The organism is uncultured Holdemanella sp. (assembly GCF_934754935.1).
Lineage (GTDB): Bacteria > Bacillota_I > Bacilli_A > Erysipelotrichales > Erysipelotrichaceae > Holdemanella.
This window is the reverse complement of sequence record NZ_CAKVJB010000037.1, coordinates 1-21,959: the sequence shown is the minus strand read 5'-3', so window position 1 is coordinate 21,959 and position 21,959 is coordinate 1. Positions and strand designations below refer to the sequence as shown.

Here is a 21,959-nt window from a genome sequence, read left to right as displayed (position 1 = left end):
AGCTCAGTCGGTAGAGCATCCGGCTGTTAACCGGCAGGTCACAAGTTCGAGTCTTGTTTCAGGCGCCACTTGATTATGAAACCAGCCTAGCTGGTTTTTTTATTTCTTATTTAAAAAAAATTAAAAAAGTGCTTGCATAAACCAAGTTCTTTTGGTATTATATTTAGGCAGTCAAGTGAAAAACAAATGCCTGAATAGCTCAGTCGGTAGAGCATCCGGCTGTTAACCGGCAGGTCACAAGTTCGAGTCTTGTTTCAGGCGCCACTTGATTATTAAACCAGCCTAGCTGGTTTTTTTATTATATAAGGAGCAAACATGACAGAATCCGAATGGTTTGAACAACTTTTTAGCCGTCTTTCCCACTCCAAATTTAGGAGCAGTTTTCATCTGAAACAAAAAGATAAAGATTATATTCAAGCCAAAGGAATGGATACCATTGAAAAACATGCCATAGATTTTGTTGAGAAACGATTAGCTCCAGCCTATATACCCAATGATGGTAAACAAACACCATTCAAAGGACACCCCGTATTTATTGCCCAACATGCTACAGGCTGTTGTTGCAGACAATGTTTATACAAATGGCATAAAATCAAACCCAATCAGCCACTAGGCCCTAGACAAAAGGCCTATATCGTCAAAGTATTAATGACGTGGATTCATAAAGAAGTCGATTAATTTGACTTCTTTTTTTTCTTGACTATACTATTCATGGAATTAAATATCGAATATATATTTATACTATGCGTATTATATCTAAATGATATAGGAGATGATCTTATGAACAACCACATGGAAATTCCGTGGCATGAATATACGAACAAAGATTCAAAAGTTAAGATTGAAAATGCAAGTCTTACAGAAAAATCCTCCGTTATAGGAAGAATTGGATTGATGCTTCTAGCCTGTGGAACAGGTGCCTGGCGAGTCAGAAGTTCAATGAACACCATTGCTAGTGAATTAAATATTACATGCATTGCCGACATTGGACTAACCAACATTTCTTACACTTGCATTGATGGAATTAAGTCACATGCCCAATCTTTGTCATTACATAATACAAGCGTTAATACATCCAAGCTTGCCCGTATGGAAGACTTTGTCTATCACTTTAAAGACGAATGTAAAACATGTACATGCAATGAAATACACGATCAATTAGATCAAATTGAAAACATTCACTCTAGCTACTCCCCCATTATTCTAGGATTAGCTGCAGCTCTTGCCTGTAGTTGTTTTACCTTCTTACTAGGAGGAGGCATCATTGAAATGCTTTGTGCCTTTGTGGGGGCGGGACTAGGCAATACACTTCGAATGAAACTCATCAAACATAACTACACCCTATTTTTAAATGTCGCTGCCAGTGTTTCCTTAGCCTGTCTTGTATATGCCTTATTATTTAATTTTTTAGAAACTTGTTTTGGCATATCCACACAACATGAAGCCGGATACATCTGTTCTATGCTTTTCATAATTCCAGGATTTCCTTTCATTACAAGTGGCATTGACTTAGCTAAATTAGATTTACGATCTGGCATTGAAAGACTTGCCTATGCCATTATCATTATTTTAGCTGCCACACTTACTGCATGGATCTGCGCTTTAGTCTTACATCTTCAACCTGTAGACTTTGTGAAACTACACATTTCAACATCCACCAAATTACTTTTAAGACTATTAACCAGTTTTGGAGGCGTATTCGGATTCTCCATTATGTTTAACAGTTCAAAAAAAATAGCCGCAAGTGCCGGATGCATTGGAGCCATCACAAACACATTACGACTAACACTTGTCGATTTATCTTTACCTGCTGCAGCCGCGGCCTTTATTGGCGCATTAACAGCCGGACTACTTGCCTCTATGATCAAAGGAAATACAGGATATCCTAGAATTGCGATAACCGTACCATCCATTGTGATTATGGTCCCAGGCTTATACATGTATCGAGCTATTTATAATCTCGAACTTGCATCTACCGTGTCAATTGGAGCCAATTGGCTTATTCAATCTTTATTGATTGTATTAGCTTTACCAATGGGACTTATATTTGCCCGTATCTTAACCGATCCCTCATTTCGATATTGTACATAAAAATGCTGAACTTTTTAATCGCTCAGCATTTTTTGTATACATTCATATAAGATACTATTTGAAACTTCAATATTCTTCTCTAAATTATGTTCAAAATGTGTAAATGGTAAGAATACACCCACACAATACTTTCCTTTAAAATCCCCACAATAGAAGAAAGCGTTATACAACAAATCTTCAAGCTTCATCATCGAATCCCATAAATTTGAATAGATCTGTGCATCACTTAACTTTTCATGAACTTCTTTTGGCATTTCTTGGACAACTAAGATACCTAAATGCGATTCATTTTGAATAGTTTGAATGGACATGTCCTCTTTAAAGCTATGCTGTTCTAAAAAGCCATAAGCTAAGTATCGATTTTTTTCTACAAGCTTTTTAAACATATGCTTCTTTAAATCTGGAATATGAATATCACTTTCTATAAAATTTCCATCCTCATCACTTAAAAGAATCGGATTCTCTTTTCCCTTATCGTTAAATCGCAATGGAATCAAAAATGCATTTCTCAATAAGTCAAACATACTATTACCGCATACGGCCATTAAAAATGCCGATAGATCTTTGTTCTTATATGCAGTAAATAGGGCATTGGTAAACACTTGTTTATCTACAAGTACCCTTTCTTCTTCTACACCTGAATCATCATCACAGGCAACACCTTCATAAAAGGCATCCATTAATCGTTTACAAGCTCTAGGATCCTTGGCAATTTTATCAAACAAAGCCTCTGCCTTTTCTTCCCTAGGAAAAATTGTTGGCATAATTCTCACTTCTTTTCTAGTCCTTTGGGCAAACAGATACAAGAAGTCTTCCTTTAACACACTTTTCGTATCTGTTTTGATGGCTTGCCTACTCAGACTAAAAGTATTATACTTACACCATTAAAATATGTGAAATGTATATTTTGAATATGCATTATACAAAAAAAATATGGAGGTATCTATGACACTTGATTATTACCGCATCTTTTATTATGTAGCTAAATACAAAAGCTTCTCAAAAGCCGCTCAAATTCTACATAACAACCAACCTAACATTTCACGAACCATGAACAACATTGAAAGTGAATTTGGATGTAAGCTTTTAGTACGCTCCCACTCTGGTATTACACTAACACCAGAGGGAGAACAACTCTATGAACATGTTGCGATTGCGATTGAACAACTTTACCAAGGCGAAAACGAACTACTATCCAATAAAACACTTGAACATGGACACATCTCAATTGGAGTGAGTGAAACTGCATTAAATATCTTTTTATTATCAAAACTTGAACAATTCCACAAAACCTATCCCCACGTTAAAATCAAATTATCCAACCACTCATCCATCCAAGCCATTGAAGCCTTAGAAAAAGGCGTTGTCGATATTGCAATCGTCACAAGTCCTATTCAAATCAAAAAGCCACTACACGCAACTGCACTCTATTCATTTGAAGAGGTATTAATTGGTGGAAAAGAATATGAAAGTTTAAGCAATGAAATTCTAGACATCCAACAAATCTCGCATTATCCATTTATTACCTTAGGCAAAAACACGAGTACATATAACTACTATTCAAACTTATTCTTAAATTATCAAATCCCTTTTCATACCGATTTAGAAGTAGCGACTGCTGATCAAATCCTTCCTTTAGTCAAACACAACCTTGGCATTGGATTCTATCCAAAAGAATTGATTTCAAAAGACTCTGATATTTTTGAAATTCAAACGAATATTAAAAATCCTGAACGAGATATTCTTCTTGTCCAGGATGCAAGTCGAGCAACCAATATTGCCACACAAAAATTTATTGACACTCTTTCTTTATAATTTAAAAGTACCACTCATTATTTTAATTTATACAAATTATACAAATAATTCAGTGGGACTTTTTTTGTTAGCCAGACTCCATTTACCGATCTATAAAACTCATATCCATCCTCATACATCTGTTTTGCGTTAATCTGAAAAATCACTACTTTTTCATGTCTTGCGCCAACTATTCTTGCGGTATCGATATCAGATGATAAATGAACATATAATCTAGACTTTGGAATCAAACCCTCTTGTTCAATCGAATGCACGTACTTTTCTCCAGTTCCATGCCAAAGAATATCAGGTGGAGTGACTTTTTCAAGTTCTACATCCACTGGAATCGAATGCCCCTGATTGGCTCTGATTAATGTTTTATCATCATTAAACGAATATCTTTGTTTATTATCTGTAGAAACAATTTCTTCCAAATCTTCTTTAGAAAAACTATATTGTGCATGAATTCCTTTTATAAGTTCTTCAACATTAGCCCAGCCATGTTCATCCAATTTAATTCCAATTGTTTCCGGTTTATGCCTCAATATCAAAGCTATATATTTACTAATTTCAGTCTTATTCTTCATACATTTGCTCCATATTCATAATCTTTCCAATCCCAACTCTTTGTTCCAAACGGTTGCAGATTCAATCATTACATACATCAATTCTACATCCATTTCTTTAGGGGATTCAACTACTAACAATAATTAAACAACCTTTTTTATTCCATTGATATAAAACTTAATCCCTTTTCACACTGAACAAAACCTTCCTTTAGTCAGCATTGAATTCACACAAATATAAAAAATCCTGAACGAGAAATTCTTCTTGTCCAGGATGCAAGTCGTGCAGCCAATATTGACACGCTTTCTTTATCATTCAAAATTTACCAAATATGCATCACATGCTGCATGATAAGACTTACAATTGTGATTCCACACCAACAAGTTGCACCAACCGCAATTGGCTTACCACCCGTTTTAATCAACTGAATCACATTACTATTTAATCCAATGGCAGCCATAGCCATGATGATCAAAAACTTTGATAATTCTTTTAATGGTGAAAATACACTAGAGTCAACTCCTAAATTTACACATACAGTTGTAAAGATTGCTGCAAGTACAAAATAAAGAATAAACATTGGAAAGGCACGCTTTAAGCTAAAATTTGATGCTTGTCTTTCCTTTTTAGCACGAATAAAAGATAGTCCGAGTGTAATTGGAATAATCGCAAGAGTACGAGTTAGCTTTACTGTTACTGCCTTATTTAATGTGGCACTACCAAGACCCCACATACTATCCCAAGTAGAAGCAGCAGCCGTTACACTCGATGTATCATTAATGGCCGTTCCTGCAAAAATACCAAAGGCATCGCCATGCATTGTATCAAAGCCAAGAGCCTTTCCTAACATAGGAAAGAAAATAGCGGCTAATACATTAAAGAAAAAGATAACCGCAATCGATTGAGCAATCTCATCATCATCCGCATCAATAACGGGTGCCGTTGCCGCAATGGCAGAACCTCCACAAATCGAAGAACCAACACCCACAAGAATCGAAGTATTTGTAGGTACTTTTAAAACCTTTTTCATAATCCACGCAAGTACTAGAGATGTTGTAATCGTACAAACAATGATAGGTAAAGACTGCTTACCCGTTTCAAAAATCACACCTAAATTCATTCCAAATCCAAGTAATACAACAGCCGTCTGTAAAACTATCTTAGAAGTCCATTTAATACCAGCTTCTGCTTTTCCTTTATCATTCCAAAACATTGCGATAATCATTCCTGCAAGAATCGCAACCACAGCACCACCAATGACTGGAAACATCTTTCCAATGATCCATGATGGAATCGCAATCAAAAGACAAACCAAAATGCCTTTTCCATATTTATTTACAAAATTCATTTAAAAATTCCCTCCATGAAGAGAATTGTAGCACTATACAACAATAAGGTAAAATTATATAATTCTATCGAACAATAATTTTTTCTTATCAATAGAGGTGCCTATGCTAGATTATAGAACAGAAACATTCCTTACAGTATGTAAGACATTAAATTTTACAACTGCCGCCAAACAATTAAATATCACACAACCTGCCGTATCGCAACACATTCATTTCTTAGAAAAACAATACAATACCACATTATTTGCATACAAAAATAAAGAGTTATCACTAACTCCTTCTGGTGAAATACTATATAAACATTTATTAACAATGAAAAATAATGAACAAGCCCTAAAAAATGAAATCAACAATATCACATCTAATATTGAAACGCTATCCATTGGCGTAACTATGACCATTGGTGAATATGCGATTATTGATAAATTGGCAAACTTTATTATTCATCACCCAGAAATCAATATTCACCTTCATTATGGCAACACATCCAAACTACTCGAATTGCTTGATCAAGGCCAAATCAGTATGGCCATTGTCGAAGGAAATTATCCAAAAGAAAACTATTCCCATATAAAATATAGCACAGAAGATTATATTGCCGTCTGTGCTACATCACACCAATTCACAAAAGAGCCTCATACGATTCATGATCTAGTATCTGAACATCTTTTAGTTCGTGAAGAAGGTTCTGGAACAAGAAACATTCTTGAACAAAGCTTAATTGCCCACGGATTACATATTTCAAACTTCACGCATTATACACAAGTTGAGAATATGCACACCATTATGAATCTATTGAAAAAAGATTGTGGAATTTCTTTTTTATATAAGATAGCGGTTGAAAAAGAATTACAATCAAAAGAACTCAAAGAAATTACTTTAGATGATTTTAAACTACAACACGACTTTGACATCATTTGGGAAAAAGAAAGTATATATGCCGATAAATATCTATCAATCAGCAAAGAATTTATTTAATTCTTCGTTTTGCGAGTACAACACGATCTTCTTTTATTGGACAAAAACCATTTTGAATCCAAAAATGTTCAGCTTGAGGATTTCCATTTATCCAACCTAAGCGAACTTCCTTATGTTCAAGCGTTGTTAAATAATCAATAAGTTCATTGACTATTGCACTTCCAACCCCACTCTTTTGAACATTTTTATCCATCATAAAGAATCCAATGAATACAATATCCTTTTTAGGATATCCTTCAATTAAATCTAAGATTGCGATTAGTTTTCCATTCTTAAAATATCCCACATAGTACTTATCTTTAAAATCGACATTATCTGGAAGAGCCATCATATCCGATTCGATACTCTTTCTTGTCACATAAGGAGGACAATATTGATAATATAAGTGATTTTTACTACAAATATCATATATTTGATCAATATCATTCTTTTGTAGTTTTCTAACATCATATTTCTTAGAAAATAGTAACTCATTCATAGTTTATTTCTTCCTTTTTGGATTTGGAAGCTCCTCATACATAATTTCAAACAAGCCTTCCAAAAATTCCCGATTATCCACTTCTTCTACCAACAACATCTCTTTAGCCCCATCATATGGTAATTCGTATCGAACTTTTGGCATATAATGAATTGCGGATTCTACAGGCTTAACAAGTAATCGATCATCATAGATACCGCCAACAATTTTCCCTCGATAATAGAGGATATATTCTTTCATCATAGCTCGATACGTAATTTCTTCTAAATTAGATAGTTGTCCTAAAATAAAATCTAAATAATCTTTAGTTGATGCCATTTTGTCACCTCATATTGCCATTACGTAAATTTGACAAGGATTGTTTTCATCCCACAATGAATCAAGTACTTCAAATTCTTTAAAACCTAATGAAATATAAAATTGATTTGTACGATCATAATCTTCATACATTCCCATCTTCACTGTTTTTACCTGAATAAACGAATATCCACTTTCTTTTATACTTTCCTTTGCGTATTCGAATAGTGCTCTTCCAATTCCTTTACGATGATATTCTTTTAATACACCCATTACAGCAAGTTCAATTGTATCTTTACCAGTTTGTTTAAGATACAAAAATCCAACGACCTTATCTTTTTCCATAGCACAAAAGAAATCTTTTCCTACACTATCAAGAATATATTCTTCACGTGATTCTACAATTCCAAACCACTCAGGCAATGCTTCTAATACAGTTCTTGTGATTTTCTTCTTTTCTTCATCATTTATAACTTTAATAATCTTCATATTCATACTTCCTTTACTCATCGTTCAATAATTGTTGTAACATTTCTTTTTCATCATCGACTAACTTCCTTTAAGATTTCTTCAGCAGTGACTCCAAAAAGTTTAGCCAAAGCCATTAGATTCGTTGTACTTGGATCCGATGCACCACTTTCCCATTTTGATACAGCTTGTCTTGTAACACCTAAAGACTCTGCCACAAATTCTTGTGTCATTTTACGTTGGGTACGATATCTTTTAATCACTTCACCAAGTGACTTTGCGCTCTCAGCCTTTTCCTTTCTTACAGGTTCAGATTTAATATATTTTCTCAATGCCCTAACAAGCAACACAAATAAGTATATGAATGCGACACCAACTACAAAATACATCAACAAAAGAATATAAGCTATAAATACACTTGCCTTCATGATACATATTTCCTCCTTTTCACCATCATTATATTGATTTTATTGTGGTTGCTCTACCAACTATTTGTCAACTTTATTATTTTCTCTTTCCATCACAATACAAAAAGAAAAACACTACAATTGTAGTGCTACTATTTCTCATATTTATCTTTCTTACAAAAGCTTTTAAAAGGACATCTTTCACATTCTGGATTTCTTGAATGACAAAGATATCGACCAAAAAATATAAAGTCATGATGACCTTGATTCCATCTTGAACGATCAATTTTACGTTTTAGCTTTTCCTCAACCTTTTCAACCGAATCATTATATTTAGCTAAACCCAAACGCTTACTAACACGATTGACATGGGTATCTACCGCAAAGCTAGGAATATCAAAGGCAACACTACGAACGACATTGGCCGTCTTTCTTCCAACACCTGCTAAAGACATTAGATCCTTATACGTATAAGGCACTTGGCCATGATATCTTTCAACTAAATCTTTACTTAGATTAGAAATAGAACGAGCTTTATTACGATACAAACCAATTCTTTTAATATATGGTTCTAACTCAGAAACTGTAGCTTCTGCCATCTTTTCTGCCGTAGGATACGCCATAAATAATGCTGGCGTCACCTTATTGACCATCGCATCCGTTGTCTGTGCACTTAGCACAACCGCAACAATCAATTGAAATGGAGATTCATGATACAATTCACACTTCGCATTCGGAAAGATCTTTTCCATCTCATCCAAAATTTCATTCGCATTCATCGCTTGCCATTCTCCAAATCCTCAGTTGACAAACCTTTTTGTTGCCAATTCTGAAGAATTCTTTCAATATAATTTAAATCACAAACCTCATTACATACAGCTTCATTTAATGCACAAATCACACGACGCTCATCATACATACTTGCCATATCAATAATTCTTTGCATTTCCGTTGAAGATAAGGGACGCGCAAATTCCATCTCAAATTGCTCTAATAAAGAACGATCAATGGAAGTATTGTTTGATTGAGAAAGTTCAAAGATTCCTTCAATATTAAAAATCAAAGATCCATTCGCATAATCTAAAGTTAAATAGCCTTTATCTGATAATTCGGTGAAAATATCTTCCACTTCATCCACACTAATTTTTAACTTTTCACTAATCAATTCATGATCAATTGAAATATGCTGCTGGTTGAAAAAATCAATCAACAATACGACTAATATTTCTTTTGGTTCTAGAACAAGATCTTGTAGATGATCAATGATCCAAGTTCTACGATCTACATAAGGTGCATTAAAATCAAAATTAGCCATTATTGTATCTTCCTTTCATAAACACGTTCAAAACTATCATAATCTAATAAAATCAATTTATTCGATCCACGAATCTCATATACCGGATTGTTGTAGCCATATCCAAGTACGATCGATTCACACTTGATATCGTAATTCTTTTTTGCAATACGCTTAGCCTTTTTATAATTCAAAGTCTCGATATCTCTTGATGTTATCAATTCAGACTTCGCATTATACCAATATAAAGTCGTATCATCATATCCCTGATATGTTGTATAATCAAAGACATGTTCACTCAAGCCTTGAATATTCTTATTTTGTTTAACAATTTTTTCAATTCTTTGCGCATAAATCTGTTCCTTGACACGATTGGGTCCACTGATAAACTCCGACCAAATCACAAGTAATATAAGAACAAGAATGATAACTAATCCAAGTGTCGTTTTTGTTCCATGCTGCTTTTTATGTCTACGCTTTAGCCCCATTCTTATTCCTCCTTTTTACTATATACGCATCAACCAGTTTTCAATTAATTTAGCCGATTGTGCACTTGCCTTAGAAACATATGTTGAAAATTCCATTGGATTTTCATTATGATGTACAACATCACTTAAACAACGCACAATCACAAATGGAATATTAAATTTTGTGGCAACAGCACCAATCGCTCCTGCTTCCATTTCTGAACAAATTGAGTCTGGGAAATTGTTCATCAACTTTTCAAAATCCTCATCTCTAGACATAAATAAATCTTGTGAAGCAATTGTACCCACATGATATCGAATCTGCATATCTTTTGCCGCTTCAATACAACTCTGGCTCAATTTTTCATGACTATTATACACCAATCCAACACCAGAAGGACCATCTAATGGACTTGTATCATAATCTGCTTGTACAACCTTATCACTAATCACAATATCCAATACTTGTTCATCCTGTGTTAATCCACCAGCTGTACCTACATTGATAATACTATCCACATTTTCTTGCATACACAAAATAGTACAAGACATAGCCGCATAAGCCTTACCTACACCACTCTTACATAAAACGACATCTTTACCTTGCCATTTTCCATATGTTAATGTGCATCCCGCAATTGTCTTTGTATGATCGACTACATCCATACGCTTTTCAAATTCAAGAATTTCAGCATCCATTGCCGCTACAATCCCAATCATTATTGTACCTTCTTTCTACATACATAAAAATACTTTTCACCAGGCGCAATCCCCTCAACATCAAAATCAGTTGTGACTTTTAAAATATCAAAATACTTTGATAAAATCTTTGCCAACCATTGTGGATCATATACCCTTTGAATATGATGCTCCTGAACCACTTTGTCTTTCATATAAAACGCAAAATCCTGATATACATAATCATCCTCTGCCATAATCGACCATTGGTATTGACAACCATCTTCAAAAGCACCTGTCTCATTATATTCCGAATCAAACTCTTCTAAACGATCCAAAGAATGTGTATCAAAGAAGAAAAGTCCATTTGATTTTAAATGTTGACTGACTTCATGAAAGAACGCATCAATTTCTTCTTTTTCTAAAATATAGTTAAAACTATCACACAAGCAGAAAATACCAGAGTACGTTTCTAGATTTTCTAGATTTCGCATATCTTGACATAAAAACTCAATCGAACCATCTAAGTTTTTACTTTTTGCCTGCTTGACCATTTCCTCACTCAAATCAAGAGCTGTCATAGTATAGCCTTTTTTCGCAAGCATCTGAGTGATTTCTCCACTACCACACGCAAGTTCTAAACAATCACAAGGTGCAAGTTCACTCTCAATCCAAGATACCCATTCTCTAGATGCCTCTTCATCTTTTACTAAAGCATCATAATAATGTGCCAATGTATTATAAATCATACGTTTTTACTGGAACATCCGAATATAAACGGTCCAGATTATAAACCTGCCTTTCCTCATTCACAAATAAATGGACTACAACCTCTTTTAAATCAATCAAAAGCCATTTTGAACCAGAGTCACCCTCAATATGCATATCCCCCATATATCCAGCCTCTCTTAAACGATCCTTAATATTTTGTGCAATCGCATTATTCTGACGAATATTCGTAGTCGAACAAACAATCATTGAATCCATAAAAGGAGTCAAACTCGTTACATCATATACACGTACATCTTGTGCTTTCTTTTCACAGATCGCATGAACTACAATATCTAAAATTTCCATGTCTAACCTCTCTTTAAATACTCACGGTTTTGTTGAACCACCAAATCAAATCCTTCTTTAATATCTTTGTTACAAATTTCAATCAACTTACTAGAATCATATCCACGCAAAGGGTCTAATTTATCCGCACAAAATACCATCATCGCATAAGGATCTTGACTCGTTCCAAGTACATGATGATAAATTGCATTATATACGATTGGATCATCAATCAAAAAGATATCTTTCGTAACAGCAGCCCCTACAAAACCATGCCATACAGCTACAGGATATTCCATGTTTTCAGGACAAATACTATTCATCCATTTTATCATCTCATCCTTAGGCATATATTTAGCTATATCATGAAACAAACCAATATAATACGCAATATGCATATCATACCCATTGTTCAACGCAAACTCTTCACAAAGTTTGGCAACCGATAAAGAATGTTTATATCTTTTTTCTGTTAACCTAGAAGCCACAAAATCCTTCACATACAACCTGTTTCGATAGATATAACGTAAAACTTCTTTTGGCAAATAATTCAATTTATTTCCCATACGAATTTCTGAACTTGAAACTGGGACCGAGGGCATTGTCATACACATAATGTCATATTTTGAATCTGCAAGCTTGCCATTCCTATCAAAACACACAAAATGAGCCATCTTAACAAGTTTTTCGGCATGATACCACTTATCAAATTGTTCCAATTGATCATTTCCTATGATCCAATAAAACTCATGTTCCGGATACGTTTCAATCAATTCCTTTAACGTATCATACGTATAGCTTTTACCAGCTCTTTCAAGCTCAAGCGTACATGCTTTAAATTTTGGATTTTTCTGAACCACCAAATCAATCATAGCCAAACGCTCTTGATCCAATGTCAATTCATGGTCTTTTAAAGGCGTACTTGAAGTCGGCATAAACCATACTTCATCAACTTGTAAAGCTTGTAAAGACTGATTGGCCATTTGAATATGTCCATTATGGATTGGATCAAAAGACCCTCCTACAATGGCAATTCTCATTTTTTAAGCCCCAATTTATTTTCTTTACTTCTTCTATACAATAGGAAAGTGTGTCCTACAATATGAACCACTTCACTACCTGTTGCGCTTGCACACTCAATAGCTGCCTCACGAACATCGATTGGACATGTCTTTAATAAATTACATTTTACTAATTCATGTGCCTCTAATGAATCGGATAAAGTATCCATTAAATTATCACTCAAACCATCTTTACCAATCTGGAATAATGATTTATATTCCATCCCTAATTTTCTTAAATATTTTTTATTTTGACTCGTTAACATTAAATCATCGCCTTTCTAAACGTTACTTGAATTCCCTTATGTACTTTTACATATACATCTTTTACTTGTCCACTAATACAGAACCATCCAATACCATGAATACAAACATCCATCTTTTCGCCCTCAAGCTTAGGTGCATGGAACGTATGCATCGTTAGTAAAGAAGTATCTACACATGGCACTAACATGCCATTTAAATGTTTTTGCCACAACGCATCCGCATTACTTAATTTTCCTCTATGAATCGATAAAGAGCGAGAGAAATATCCTACAACCGTTGCCTTTCCACTCACCACTACATCAAGTCTTGCCAAACCTGCTGCCGCAAATGACTGATCTTCAAAAATTTGTGAAACAAATGGGCGAATTGGCTTTGTCGGAATGACCGTCTTTAAATCTTTCGGTTGAAGATGCGTTAATAAAGAATGCGTATTCTCAATGCCTGGCGTATCATAAATCGTATAATCCTCAAAACTAATTGGAACTAAATCCAATGTAGTTCCAGGATTTTGAGAAGTTGTTAGATCTTTTGTTGCCAACAAATGATTCAATACAGTCGATTTACCGGCATTGGCAACACCCATAAAAATCACATTTCGATTCTTACGATATTTTAAGATCGCATTCACAATACGCGATGAATACTCTCTAGATTTGTCATTTTCCTTTAATAGATACCCACAAATCACAATATCCTTCACAATAATATTTTCTTCATGAAGACGATGCTTCACAAAGTTGATGATTTTCTCATCCGTTAAAGTTGTCGGCAAAACATCACGCTTCGTTAATACCATGACAATATCTTTACCAGGAAGTTTCTGATTCAAGCGCGAAATCAAGTTAGCCTCAAACGCAAATAGATCCACGACCCAGAATACAACCCCATCAATATTATTGATTTTTTCTAATGTTGCGTTGGATTCAATACCCTGCTGCATATTGATCGTAACATCCCCATAGTGACGAATACGATAACATCTTTGACAATATGAAGCATCTAAAGTAGGTACATATCCAAGTGCTTTTTCATCTTCATTTTGAAGTAAAACACCACAACCCTTACAATATTTAGTCATCAAATTCACCTCGCTTCAATACTTTTTTCTTTTCTAAATAACCATATATTAATTCTTCAAAGAAACGAAACACCTTTGTGATATTTCGATCCTTGATCGCAATTGGAGCCGTTAATATCGTATATAAACCCCAAATATTTCCACCCAATATATCTGTATACAACTGATCGCCTAAAATCGCAATCTGATTGGCTTTTAAGCCATGATCTTTCATCGCCTTTTTAAAACAAAAAGGAAATGGTTTACACGAAAATGGATATGTTTTTGAAACTGGAAGATGCTTACCAAAATTCTTTCCCCTTGAACTTGGAGAGTTTGAACAAAGCGCAACCTCAATTCCATTCTTTTTTAACTTATGAATAAAATCAATCACATCTTGATTGGGAACTTCTTCATAATACGCCACAAGCGTATTATCTATGTCACAAAGAAGTAATTGAATTCCCATTTCACGAAGTTTTCTAATATTCAAAGTTTTATAACTCTGAACATAATAATCCGGTGCAAAAATATTCATTAGAAATCCCCTTTGGCAAAGTATTCAATCAAATGCTCAGCACTACGAATCCCATCAATTGCACTTGTCATAATGCCACCTGCATATCCACTACCTTCACCACTTGGATATATACCTTGAATATTTGAAACATAAGATTCTTTATCGCGCACTAAACGTACACTACTGCTGCTTCTTGATTCCACAGCACTCAATATAGCACCACTCGAAACAAAGCCAGGCACCTTCTTTTCAAAATGTTTTAAAGCTTCATGTAGTGCTAAATTCACTTCATCACTGAATAAATCATTCAAATCACAGAATGTTGTACCAATGGAGTAGGTCGGTAATACCGATTCAAATTGTTCAGACACTCTATTCTCTAAATAATCCTTGGCCAGCTGTACACAAGCTTTATAGTCTTGTCCCATATCAAAAGCTTTCTTTTCCAAGTCTTCCTGATATTTTAAGCCTGCAAACAATGCATTTCCATAATCCGAATCATTGATTTGCACCAGTAAAGCACTATTGGCATTTTCACCACTACGACTCGCATACGACATGCCATTCACAACCAATTGTTCTTTTTGACAAGAACTAGGAATCACATATCCACCCGGACACATACAGAATGTATATACACCTTTCGAATTGGAAGCCGTATATGTCAATTGATAACGAGCTGGAATCAATCTTTCATCTTCACTATACTCATGAAGCATAGCCTCATTGATATATTTCTGTTTATGCTCAATACGAACGCCTACCGCAAACGGTTTATTTTCAACATGCATACCATGTTTGTGAAGCATTAAAATCGTATCACTTGCACTATGTCCAGTTGCCAAAATCAACGCATCACAATCCATCCATTGATGATTGAAACAGATTTGTTTCAAGATACCATTCTCTACTTTGATATCCTCTAATTTCGTATCAAAATAGAAAGTTCCACCCAATCTTTCAATTTCTTTACGACAATTTTTAATAATAGACAAGAAAGCATCTGTACCAATATGAGGATGTTGATCAATCAATATTTCCAGTTTTGCTCCAAAAGAAACAAGTTCCTCTAAAACTTTACGACACAAAGAATCCTTTGATCGAGTGGTTAGTTTTCCATCACTAAAGGCACCAGCTCCACCTTCTCCAAATTGAACATTGCATTCTTCATCCAATACTCCACTTTCCCAAAAAGTTTCCACTTTTTGTTTACGAACATCCACATTCGATCCTCTTTCTAAAACAATCGGTTTATACCCATATTGCGCAAGAATCAAAGCGGCAAACATACCAGCTGGACCAAATCCAACAACAACAGGTCTAGAAGATAATGTATGTTCTCCATTCTTTACTTGATGATATGTTTCATCGGGTGTTAATGAAACATCTTTTAATTTTAAAAGTTTCTTTTCATTTTTAACTTTACAATCTACGACATACGAAAACAAGACCTTCTGGTGGCGTGCGTCCACACTTTTTCTATGTACGTGCCACTGCAAAAGGTCTTCTTTACGGATTCGCAGTTTTTTTAAGATCTGTGCTTCAATTTCATTTTCACTCGCACATTTCACTTGAAATAATCGAATCATAAGCTTACAGTAATTTTTTTAATATCGGATATTGATCCTGATAACGAGTCACAAAACCAGCTAGACATTGTGCACATGCCAAAGTTAAGAAATAAACAACTAAATGAGCATGGGGCATCAAAGCTAAGAAGATTTTCGCAAACAAAATATGTGAAGTATAAATCATCAATGAATCATGACGTAAAATGGTAAACATTTTACGATATGGAATATTGACCTTCAACAAATAATTCACTAAGAAATATACAGCTGGAACTAAACAAATATACATACTTGTTAGATCGCGCAAAATATTAAAATGACGATATAAAGCTACTTCACAAAACAAGAATACAAAACTAATCAAGAAACCAAGTAAACTTACCTTTTTAGGTAAACGACGCGTTCTTGAAAGTAACAAGCCAATCGCAATAAACATAGGCCCAAAGAAAATTCCATTTCTTGCGGTTGATAATGCTTTCGTAAAGAATCCAAATAAGAAAGAAATATAAGGTATACTTTCCCATACCGGCGTATACACATTAATTAAATACCCTACAACATATAATACAAATGTAGTAATCAAAGTAAACTTTAAACCTTTTTTCTTATATAGATAATATACAATCACATCCGCCAATATTAAGGCTGGCAAAAACCATAAGTGATAATAACTTCCATTAAAGATAAAATCTCTTACGTATGTGAATAAATACGTAATATGAAAGCCATTATGTGTATAATCAAAAATCGTATATGGCAAATAGATAATCGTCCAAATCAAATAGATTCTAAACAAACGAATCAATGCTTTCTTTAAACGAGCATCATTCACATCTTCATTTTTTGAATCATAATTTCTAAAGAAGAAAAATCCACTTGTTGTGAAGAAAAATGGAACGGCCAAACGACAAACAGTATGAATGAAGTACGTATTAAATGTTTCTGATATTTCTAAAAATGGAAATGTATGAATACATACAACCAATAATGCAGAAACATAACGTGCAATATCTATCGATGCATACTGTCTTTTCATGAGCGCACCTTTAATCTAGGTACACGCGAAGAAATGGAAGTTAATGTTTCATTGTTGATGGTCTTAGCCATACGACTAATTTGATCCACAGTAACGACTTCATCTCCTTGACGACCAACGATGCATACCTCATCGCCTTCTTTAACATCTTCTACATCTGTAACATCGATCATACATTGATCCATGCACAAGTTACCAATCACCTTACATCTTTGACCGTGTACTAACACTTCAAATCCTTGATTGGATAATAAACGAGGCAATCCATCCGCATAACCAATACTCATAGTCGCAACTTTCGTTGGCTTTTCAGCTATAAAATGACGACCATAACTTACACTTTGACCTGGATAGATCCATTTCACTAAACTCACATTGGCATACATAGACATGATTGGAATAAAATCCGGATTTGTCTTGATTTCAATATGATTATCACTCGTAACACCCATATATAATAGGCCAGGTCTACAATATTCATATTCCAACTCTGGATAATTCAAAATACCATAGCTATTTTGAAGATGACGAATACCAGGATCAATACCTTGTGATTTTAATAAATCAATCACTTCATCAAACAATTGAATTTGTTTTTTTGTGAATTCAGTACAATCTTCATCTAGACAATCACTCACTGGAAAATGTGAGAAGATTCCTTCTACACATAAATTTTCTAAGCGATACTCTTCATAAATATCCTCAATGTGTTTATCTTGTTCTTGATATACAACACCCGTTCTGCACATACCTGTATCCACTTTACAATGGCAACGAATTTTTACTCCATTCGCTTTGGCATAGGCATTTAATTCTCGAGCATATTCAATCGATACTAAAGATTGGACAATATTCTGTTCATGAAGATAATGAAAGTGCATGCTTGGTGTATATCCTAAAATCAAGATGTTATCTTGAATTCCTGCATTTCTAAGATTTAAAGCTTCATCAATACTTGAAACTCCAAAATAGTCCACACCACATTTTTGTAGAGCCTTAGCACATGCAATATCACCTAAGCCATACGCATTGGCTTTCACAATACCCATGATTTTTGTGTTTTTTACAAGCTTTCGAACCTCATTCACATTATGACGAATCGCATCATAATCAATTTCAGTCCAAGCCCTGCTATAAGCTTCTAGCATGCTCCAATTGTCCTTTGCATAGCTAGTTCAACTAGCTTGTCAATTAAATCCGCAAATTCAATTCCTGCTTCTTTCATCATAGAAGGATAACGAGAAGTTGCTGTTAATCCAGGAATCGTATTCAATTCATTCAAGATTACTTCTTTATCTTCCGTCACAAACATATCTACACGTGCCATTCCGCAGCAATTCATTGCGATATATGTTTTGCGAGCTAATTCTTGAGCTTCTTTAAATGTTTTTTCATCAATACGAGCCGGACAATAAATAGCGGCTCCTTTCATTTCATATTTTCCTTCAAAATCGAAGAATCCACCTGTGATTTCAATTTCATCGACTGATCCTGTAAAGATTTCTTCATTTCCCATAACAGCACAACCAATCTCAAAGCCTTTAATCACTTTTTCAACTAAGATCTTACCTCTACCATCATAGAAGAATGCATCTTTACATGCACTTTCAAATTCTTCTTTATTGTTTACAAAATGTACACCATAGCTACTTCCTGCATTACATGGTTTAACGATCCATGGCAATGCAATCTCTTCTTGAATTTGTTCAAATGTTGGATTTTCTCGATTGGCATATAAACAAATGTAGTCCGCACAAGGAATATTGGCTTCTTTACATAAAATATGCATAATTTCTTTATCCATTGACATAGCACTTGACATAACATCGCAACCTACATAATGAATATTCATCAATTCAAGTAAACCTTGAATCAATCCATCCTCACCATTTTTACCATGTAATACAGGGAATACACAATCAAGTTCAATCACTTTGTTTGAACCATCTAATGGCATAATTCCCCCATTTACCCATGCACAAGACACACAAGATTCTTCATTTTCCCATGTATCATGTTCAATCGAATCCACATCTCCATTGTATAAATAGAAATGTCCATTTTTATTAATACCGATTAAAGTCATTTCATAGTTATCTGCATGAATTTGACGTAAAAAGGAACCAGTTGAATGTAATGAAACAGAATATTCACTACTTTGTCCCCCAAATACGACACCTAAACGTAATTTACTCATTGTTTTTCCCCCTAAATGCATCTACTAATGTATCCATTTGCATTGCTCTTGATCCTTTGATCATAATCACACAATCTTCTTCTAATAAAGGCTTACAAGCTTCATATATCTCATCTTTAGTTTCATACCATTTTCCATTAAAGCCTTCAGCCGTTTCTTTTGAAAGAGGACCTGTACAATATAACTCGTCCACTCCTTTTTCTTTGGCATAAACACCCACATCATAATGCATTTGTTTTTCTTCGCTGCCAAGATCTAACATATCCGATAAAATGGCAATATGTTTACTAGCCGAAAGTTCCATTAATGTATCAATGGCGGCTTTAGCACTTTCTGGATTTGATTTATATGTATCATCTAGAATATACGCATTTTTTACTGGAATCAATTGCGTACGCATCTTTGTCATTTCTAGATTTTTCAATCCATTTAAAATCGAATCTTCTTTTAAATGACAAGCTTTGGCAATATAGATACACGGCAATGCGTTCATTGCCTGAAATTCTCCAAATGCACGCAAATGTACGGGTGCATCTAAAATATTACAATTAAATACAATGCCTTCTTTATCATATTCAATATCACTTGTGATTGAAATATCGCCACCTTGACCAAAGGAAACAACTTTTTTATTTTCTGTATCTAAAGTAGGAAGTACTTCTTGGATTTCTTTACTTTCATAATTATAAAGGAACAATCCATTTTCTTTTGTACCCTCTAAGATTTCACATTTAGCCTGGGCAATCTGTAATTTTCCACCCAAATTTTCCATATGCGCCGAACCAATTGAAGTAATGACAGAAATATCCGGTTGTGCAATGGAAGTTAATTGTGTAATTTCACCCTTATTTTCCATACCCATTTCTAAAATAGCCACTTCAATATCTTCATCAAAATCAAATATCGTTAAAGGAAGTCCTATTTCGCTATTGCGGTTTCCCAACGTTTTCTGTGTTCTCTTCTCTTGTGAAAAAATACTATATAACATATCCTTACAACTTGTTTTACCATTTGAACCCGTTACACCAATCACTAAAGGATGTAACTCATCCAAATAAGCTTTTGAAAGATCCTGCATAGCTTTTAGTGTATCATCTACTAAAATAACAGGAAAATCAGGATATGGGACATGATCCTTTTGCCACAAACTAATCAAAGCACCATCTTCAATTGTTTGTTTGGCAAACGTATGTCCATCCACTCTTTGACCAATAATAGGTACATATAAAACATCTTTTGTCACTTGTCGTGAATCAATCACAACTCCATGAATTTTTTTTGTATCATCAATATCACCATGCACACTCGCATGCATCATATTCGTTATTTCATGAATGGTTTTTACAATCATCTCAAAACCTCCGCTTAGTTTACATTATAGCATAAAACTAGTTGTCAATATTTATATTTCAAGAAAAAACCAAATTTTCCCATTTTTAACTTCTGCAAACTCATACATTTTTATAAATTAAGACAAAAAATCATCAAAAGTGGGGCCTAAACACTACATTGTTGAAATATCACATATTTTCCCACACTTTTCACATTTTATTTGACACAACTTATGGTATACTTCTTTACAAGCAAGGAGTTTGAAGACCTTGCCGGTATGAAATCAGTCAATGGTATTCATACTATTTTCTATCCCCTTATTGAAGAGCCAGACACCCCCTTAGTCTGGCTTTTCATTTTTTCCAAAACGATGTATTATTTTTAATAAGGAGGATTTTTACTTATGTGTATTTTTTGTATGATCGCCAAGGGCGAAATTCCAAGCAATAAAATTTATGAAGATGAAAGTGTCATTGCGTTTCTAGACATCAATCCAACTTCTTATGGACACACACTTGTTGTTCCTAAAGAACATTGTGATTCATTCCTAGATTGTCCGGATGAAACCAGAAATCATGTTTTTGAAGTTGCGAGTAAACTTGCCAATAAATTAGAACAAACTTTACATTGTGATGGCATCAACATCTTAAGCAATGTACATGAAGCGGCTGGACAAAGCGTAAATCATTTCCATGTTCATTTAATTCCACGCTATAAAGATAATGATAGCGTTACAATTGAATTTCATGAAATCGAAAAACCTGATTTTGATGAATTGATGAATAAACTAAAATAAAGAAGTCGACGACTCAATGTCATTAAGTTAAGAAATGACGGCTTTGAGGAGAACACAAAAAATGTGCTCCTCTTTTTTTGTGGAAAATTTGAATTTTTTTGTTGACATACAGGTTGAAATGTGTGTGGCCTATTATCATTTCTGATAATAGGCCAATTGTTTATAGGTATATGTTTTTGGAGGTACTTATGAACAATT

Annotated in this window: 27 protein-coding genes and 1 tRNA gene; 6 read left to right on the top strand and 22 right to left on the bottom strand. The window is 34.3% G+C overall.

What is annotated here, in order from left to right; translation table 11 throughout:
- Positions 1 to 188: 188 nt before the first annotated feature.
- The 3 genes from Q0E86_RS09510 to Q0E86_RS09500 all read left to right on the top strand — a co-directional run bounded on the left by Q0E86_RS09510 (position 189) and on the right by Q0E86_RS09500 (position 2,091).
- Positions 189 to 264 (top strand) — tRNA-Asn (locus Q0E86_RS09510).
- A gap of 51 nt (positions 265 to 315) precedes the next feature.
- Positions 316 to 678: a DUF4186 domain-containing protein gene (locus Q0E86_RS09505; RefSeq protein ID WP_295756578.1), complete on the top strand. Its 363-nt coding sequence runs from the start codon at positions 316 to 318 to the stop codon at positions 676 to 678.
- Between the two features lie 102 nt (positions 679 to 780).
- The gene (locus tag Q0E86_RS09500) at positions 781 to 2,091 is read left to right on the top strand and encodes a threonine/serine exporter ThrE family protein (RefSeq protein WP_295756576.1); all 1,311 of its coding nucleotides are present in this window, start codon (positions 781 to 783) and stop codon (positions 2,089 to 2,091) included.
- 14 nt (positions 2,092 to 2,105) lie between these two features.
- Here Q0E86_RS09500 and Q0E86_RS09495 read toward each other — a convergent pair whose 3' ends face one another.
- On the bottom strand, positions 2,106 to 2,855 hold the full coding sequence (locus Q0E86_RS09495) for a DUF4866 family protein (protein ID WP_295756574.1): 750 nt from the start codon (positions 2,853 to 2,855) through the stop codon (positions 2,106 to 2,108).
- Between the two features lie 181 nt (positions 2,856 to 3,036).
- Here Q0E86_RS09495 and Q0E86_RS09490 point away from each other — a divergent pair, with 181 nt between their 5' ends.
- A complete protein-coding gene (locus tag Q0E86_RS09490; protein WP_295756572.1) occupies positions 3,037 to 3,906 on the top strand; it encodes a LysR family transcriptional regulator in 870 nt (289 codons plus the stop codon).
- Between the two features lie 17 nt (positions 3,907 to 3,923).
- Here Q0E86_RS09490 and Q0E86_RS09485 read toward each other — a convergent pair whose 3' ends face one another.
- Both Q0E86_RS09485 and Q0E86_RS09480 read right to left on the bottom strand, forming a co-directional pair.
- Positions 3,924 to 4,472: an RNA 2'-phosphotransferase gene (locus Q0E86_RS09485; protein WP_295756570.1), complete on the bottom strand. Its 549-nt coding sequence runs from the start codon at positions 4,470 to 4,472 to the stop codon at positions 3,924 to 3,926.
- A gap of 302 nt (positions 4,473 to 4,774) precedes the next feature.
- Entirely contained in the window at positions 4,775 to 5,800 is a 1,026-nt protein-coding gene (locus Q0E86_RS09480) for a YeiH family protein (protein ID WP_295756568.1), read from the bottom strand.
- A gap of 103 nt (positions 5,801 to 5,903) precedes the next feature.
- Here Q0E86_RS09480 and Q0E86_RS09475 point away from each other — a divergent pair, with 103 nt between their 5' ends.
- Positions 5,904 to 6,779 carry a LysR family transcriptional regulator gene (locus tag Q0E86_RS09475; RefSeq protein WP_295756566.1) on the top strand — a complete coding sequence of 292 codons (876 nt, stop codon included), beginning with the start codon at positions 5,904 to 5,906 and terminating at the stop codon, positions 6,777 to 6,779.
- Here Q0E86_RS09475 and Q0E86_RS09470 read toward each other — a convergent pair.
- The 19 genes from Q0E86_RS09470 to murF form a co-directional block, all read right to left on the bottom strand.
- Entirely contained in the window at positions 6,772 to 7,257 is a 486-nt protein-coding gene (locus tag Q0E86_RS09470) for a GNAT family N-acetyltransferase (protein ID WP_295756564.1), read from the bottom strand. The genes Q0E86_RS09475 and Q0E86_RS09470 overlap by 8 nt on opposite strands.
- A gap of 3 nt (positions 7,258 to 7,260) precedes the next feature.
- On the bottom strand, positions 7,261 to 7,575 hold the full coding sequence (locus tag Q0E86_RS09465; protein ID WP_295756562.1) for a TfoX/Sxy family protein: 315 nt from the start codon (positions 7,573 to 7,575) through the stop codon (positions 7,261 to 7,263).
- Between the two features lie 9 nt (positions 7,576 to 7,584).
- Entirely contained in the window at positions 7,585 to 8,043 is a 459-nt protein-coding gene (locus Q0E86_RS09460) for a GNAT family N-acetyltransferase (RefSeq protein ID WP_295756560.1), read from the bottom strand.
- Positions 8,044 to 8,096: 53 nt separating this feature from the next.
- Positions 8,097 to 8,450 carry a helix-turn-helix transcriptional regulator gene (locus Q0E86_RS09455; protein ID WP_295756558.1) on the bottom strand — a complete coding sequence of 118 codons (354 nt, stop codon included), beginning with the start codon at positions 8,448 to 8,450 and terminating at the stop codon, positions 8,097 to 8,099.
- Between the two features lie 131 nt (positions 8,451 to 8,581).
- The gene (nth, locus tag Q0E86_RS09450; protein WP_295756556.1) at positions 8,582 to 9,208 is read right to left on the bottom strand and encodes an endonuclease III; all 627 of its coding nucleotides are present in this window, start codon (positions 9,206 to 9,208) and stop codon (positions 8,582 to 8,584) included.
- A complete protein-coding gene (locus Q0E86_RS09445; RefSeq protein ID WP_295756554.1) occupies positions 9,205 to 9,744 on the bottom strand; it encodes a DnaD domain-containing protein in 540 nt (179 codons plus the stop codon). The genes nth and Q0E86_RS09445 overlap by 4 nt, the downstream gene beginning before the upstream one ends.
- Positions 9,744 to 10,211 (bottom strand): hypothetical protein, encoded by a 468-nt coding sequence (locus Q0E86_RS09440; protein ID WP_295756552.1) that lies wholly within the window; start codon positions 10,209 to 10,211, stop codon positions 9,744 to 9,746. The genes Q0E86_RS09445 and Q0E86_RS09440 overlap by 1 nt, the downstream gene beginning before the upstream one ends.
- Positions 10,212 to 10,229: 18 nt before the next feature.
- Positions 10,230 to 10,910 (bottom strand): 5'-methylthioadenosine/adenosylhomocysteine nucleosidase, encoded by a 681-nt coding sequence (locus tag Q0E86_RS09435; RefSeq protein ID WP_295756550.1) that lies wholly within the window; start codon positions 10,908 to 10,910, stop codon positions 10,230 to 10,232.
- Positions 10,910 to 11,617: a class I SAM-dependent methyltransferase gene (locus Q0E86_RS09430; RefSeq protein WP_295756548.1), complete on the bottom strand. Its 708-nt coding sequence runs from the start codon at positions 11,615 to 11,617 to the stop codon at positions 10,910 to 10,912. The genes Q0E86_RS09435 and Q0E86_RS09430 overlap by 1 nt, the downstream gene beginning before the upstream one ends.
- A complete protein-coding gene (rsfS, locus tag Q0E86_RS09425) occupies positions 11,607 to 11,945 on the bottom strand; it encodes a ribosome silencing factor (protein ID WP_003864422.1) in 339 nt (112 codons plus the stop codon). Before rsfS ends, Q0E86_RS09430 begins: the two co-directional genes overlap by 11 nt.
- Before the next feature lie 2 nt (positions 11,946 to 11,947).
- Positions 11,948 to 12,964 carry a nicotinate-nucleotide adenylyltransferase gene (locus Q0E86_RS09420; RefSeq protein ID WP_295756547.1) on the bottom strand — a complete coding sequence of 339 codons (1,017 nt, stop codon included), beginning with the start codon at positions 12,962 to 12,964 and terminating at the stop codon, positions 11,948 to 11,950.
- Positions 12,961 to 13,251 (bottom strand): YhbY family RNA-binding protein, encoded by a 291-nt coding sequence (locus tag Q0E86_RS09415; RefSeq protein ID WP_295756545.1) that lies wholly within the window; start codon positions 13,249 to 13,251, stop codon positions 12,961 to 12,963. The genes Q0E86_RS09420 and Q0E86_RS09415 overlap by 4 nt, the downstream gene beginning before the upstream one ends.
- Positions 13,251 to 14,330, bottom strand: a complete 1,080-nt coding sequence (locus Q0E86_RS09410; protein ID WP_295756543.1) for a GTPase — start codon at positions 14,328 to 14,330, stop codon at positions 13,251 to 13,253. Before Q0E86_RS09410 ends, Q0E86_RS09415 begins: the two co-directional genes overlap by 1 nt.
- Complete coding sequence (locus tag Q0E86_RS09405) at positions 14,323 to 14,847, bottom strand: YqeG family HAD IIIA-type phosphatase (RefSeq protein WP_295756541.1); 525 nt, start codon at positions 14,845 to 14,847, stop codon at positions 14,323 to 14,325. The genes Q0E86_RS09410 and Q0E86_RS09405 overlap by 8 nt, the downstream gene beginning before the upstream one ends.
- Positions 14,847 to 16,418, bottom strand: coding sequence for an NAD(P)/FAD-dependent oxidoreductase (locus Q0E86_RS09400; RefSeq protein WP_295756539.1), 1,572 nt, complete (start codon positions 16,416 to 16,418; stop codon positions 14,847 to 14,849). The genes Q0E86_RS09405 and Q0E86_RS09400 overlap by 1 nt, the downstream gene beginning before the upstream one ends.
- Before the next feature lie 4 nt (positions 16,419 to 16,422).
- Positions 16,423 to 17,436 carry an acyltransferase gene (locus Q0E86_RS09395; protein WP_295756538.1) on the bottom strand — a complete coding sequence of 338 codons (1,014 nt, stop codon included), beginning with the start codon at positions 17,434 to 17,436 and terminating at the stop codon, positions 16,423 to 16,425.
- Positions 17,433 to 18,584, bottom strand: coding sequence for an alanine racemase (gene alr, locus Q0E86_RS09390; protein WP_295756536.1), 1,152 nt, complete (start codon positions 18,582 to 18,584; stop codon positions 17,433 to 17,435). Before alr ends, Q0E86_RS09395 begins: the two co-directional genes overlap by 4 nt.
- Positions 18,578 to 19,633, bottom strand: a complete 1,056-nt coding sequence (locus Q0E86_RS09385; protein WP_295756535.1) for a D-alanine--D-alanine ligase family protein — start codon at positions 19,631 to 19,633, stop codon at positions 18,578 to 18,580. Before Q0E86_RS09385 ends, alr begins: the two co-directional genes overlap by 7 nt.
- Complete coding sequence (murF, locus tag Q0E86_RS09380; RefSeq protein ID WP_295756533.1) at positions 19,626 to 20,984, bottom strand: UDP-N-acetylmuramoyl-tripeptide--D-alanyl-D-alanine ligase; 1,359 nt, start codon at positions 20,982 to 20,984, stop codon at positions 19,626 to 19,628. Before murF ends, Q0E86_RS09385 begins: the two co-directional genes overlap by 8 nt.
- A 384-nt stretch (positions 20,985 to 21,368) precedes the next feature.
- Between murF and Q0E86_RS09375 the strand changes: the two genes are divergently transcribed.
- Positions 21,369 to 21,761 (top strand): HIT family protein, encoded by a 393-nt coding sequence (locus Q0E86_RS09375; RefSeq protein WP_295756532.1) that lies wholly within the window; start codon positions 21,369 to 21,371, stop codon positions 21,759 to 21,761.
- Positions 21,762 to 21,959 lie beyond the last annotated feature (198 nt).

Coding starts and splice junctions, on each gene's coding strand:
- Q0E86_RS09505 (WP_295756578.1), top strand. CDS start 316: ATGACAGAATCCGAATGGTTTGAACAACTTTTTAGCCGTCTTTCCCAC.
- Q0E86_RS09500 (WP_295756576.1), top strand. CDS start 781: ATGAACAACCACATGGAAATTCCGTGGCATGAATATACGAACAAAGAT.
- Q0E86_RS09495 (WP_295756574.1), bottom strand. CDS start 2,855: ATGCCAACAATTTTTCCTAGGGAAGAAAAGGCAGAGGCTTTGTTTGAT.
- Q0E86_RS09490 (WP_295756572.1), top strand. CDS start 3,037: ATGACACTTGATTATTACCGCATCTTTTATTATGTAGCTAAATACAAA.
- Q0E86_RS09485 (WP_295756570.1), bottom strand. CDS start 4,472: ATGAAGAATAAGACTGAAATTAGTAAATATATAGCTTTGATATTGAGG.
- Q0E86_RS09480 (WP_295756568.1), bottom strand. CDS start 5,800: ATGAATTTTGTAAATAAATATGGAAAAGGCATTTTGGTTTGTCTTTTG.
- Q0E86_RS09475 (WP_295756566.1), top strand. CDS start 5,904: ATGCTAGATTATAGAACAGAAACATTCCTTACAGTATGTAAGACATTA.
- Q0E86_RS09470 (WP_295756564.1), bottom strand. CDS start 7,257: ATGAATGAGTTACTATTTTCTAAGAAATATGATGTTAGAAAACTACAA.
- Q0E86_RS09465 (WP_295756562.1), bottom strand. CDS start 7,575: ATGGCATCAACTAAAGATTATTTAGATTTTATTTTAGGACAACTATCT.
- Q0E86_RS09460 (WP_295756560.1), bottom strand. CDS start 8,043: ATGAAGATTATTAAAGTTATAAATGATGAAGAAAAGAAGAAAATCACA.
- Q0E86_RS09455 (WP_295756558.1), bottom strand. CDS start 8,450: ATGAAGGCAAGTGTATTTATAGCTTATATTCTTTTGTTGATGTATTTT.
- nth (WP_295756556.1), bottom strand. CDS start 9,208: ATGAATGCGAATGAAATTTTGGATGAGATGGAAAAGATCTTTCCGAAT.
- Q0E86_RS09445 (WP_295756554.1), bottom strand. CDS start 9,744: ATGGCTAATTTTGATTTTAATGCACCTTATGTAGATCGTAGAACTTGG.
- Q0E86_RS09440 (WP_295756552.1), bottom strand. CDS start 10,211: ATGGGGCTAAAGCGTAGACATAAAAAGCAGCATGGAACAAAAACGACA.
- Q0E86_RS09435 (WP_295756550.1), bottom strand. CDS start 10,910: ATGATTGGGATTGTAGCGGCAATGGATGCTGAAATTCTTGAATTTGAA.
- Q0E86_RS09430 (WP_295756548.1), bottom strand. CDS start 11,617: ATGATTTATAATACATTGGCACATTATTATGATGCTTTAGTAAAAGAT.
- rsfS (WP_003864422.1), bottom strand. CDS start 11,945: ATGGAAATTTTAGATATTGTAGTTCATGCGATCTGTGAAAAGAAAGCA.
- Q0E86_RS09420 (WP_295756547.1), bottom strand. CDS start 12,964: ATGAGAATTGCCATTGTAGGAGGGTCTTTTGATCCAATCCATAATGGA.
- Q0E86_RS09415 (WP_295756545.1), bottom strand. CDS start 13,251: ATGTTAACGAGTCAAAATAAAAAATATTTAAGAAAATTAGGGATGGAA.
- Q0E86_RS09410 (WP_295756543.1), bottom strand. CDS start 14,330: ATGACTAAATATTGTAAGGGTTGTGGTGTTTTACTTCAAAATGAAGAT.
- Q0E86_RS09405 (WP_295756541.1), bottom strand. CDS start 14,847: ATGAATATTTTTGCACCGGATTATTATGTTCAGAGTTATAAAACTTTG.
- Q0E86_RS09400 (WP_295756539.1), bottom strand. CDS start 16,418: ATGATTCGATTATTTCAAGTGAAATGTGCGAGTGAAAATGAAATTGAA.
- Q0E86_RS09395 (WP_295756538.1), bottom strand. CDS start 17,436: ATGAAAAGACAGTATGCATCGATAGATATTGCACGTTATGTTTCTGCA.
- alr (WP_295756536.1), bottom strand. CDS start 18,584: ATGCTAGAAGCTTATAGCAGGGCTTGGACTGAAATTGATTATGATGCG.
- Q0E86_RS09385 (WP_295756535.1), bottom strand. CDS start 19,633: ATGAGTAAATTACGTTTAGGTGTCGTATTTGGGGGACAAAGTAGTGAA.
- murF (WP_295756533.1), bottom strand. CDS start 20,984: ATGATTGTAAAAACCATTCATGAAATAACGAATATGATGCATGCGAGT.
- Q0E86_RS09375 (WP_295756532.1), top strand. CDS start 21,369: ATGTGTATTTTTTGTATGATCGCCAAGGGCGAAATTCCAAGCAATAAA.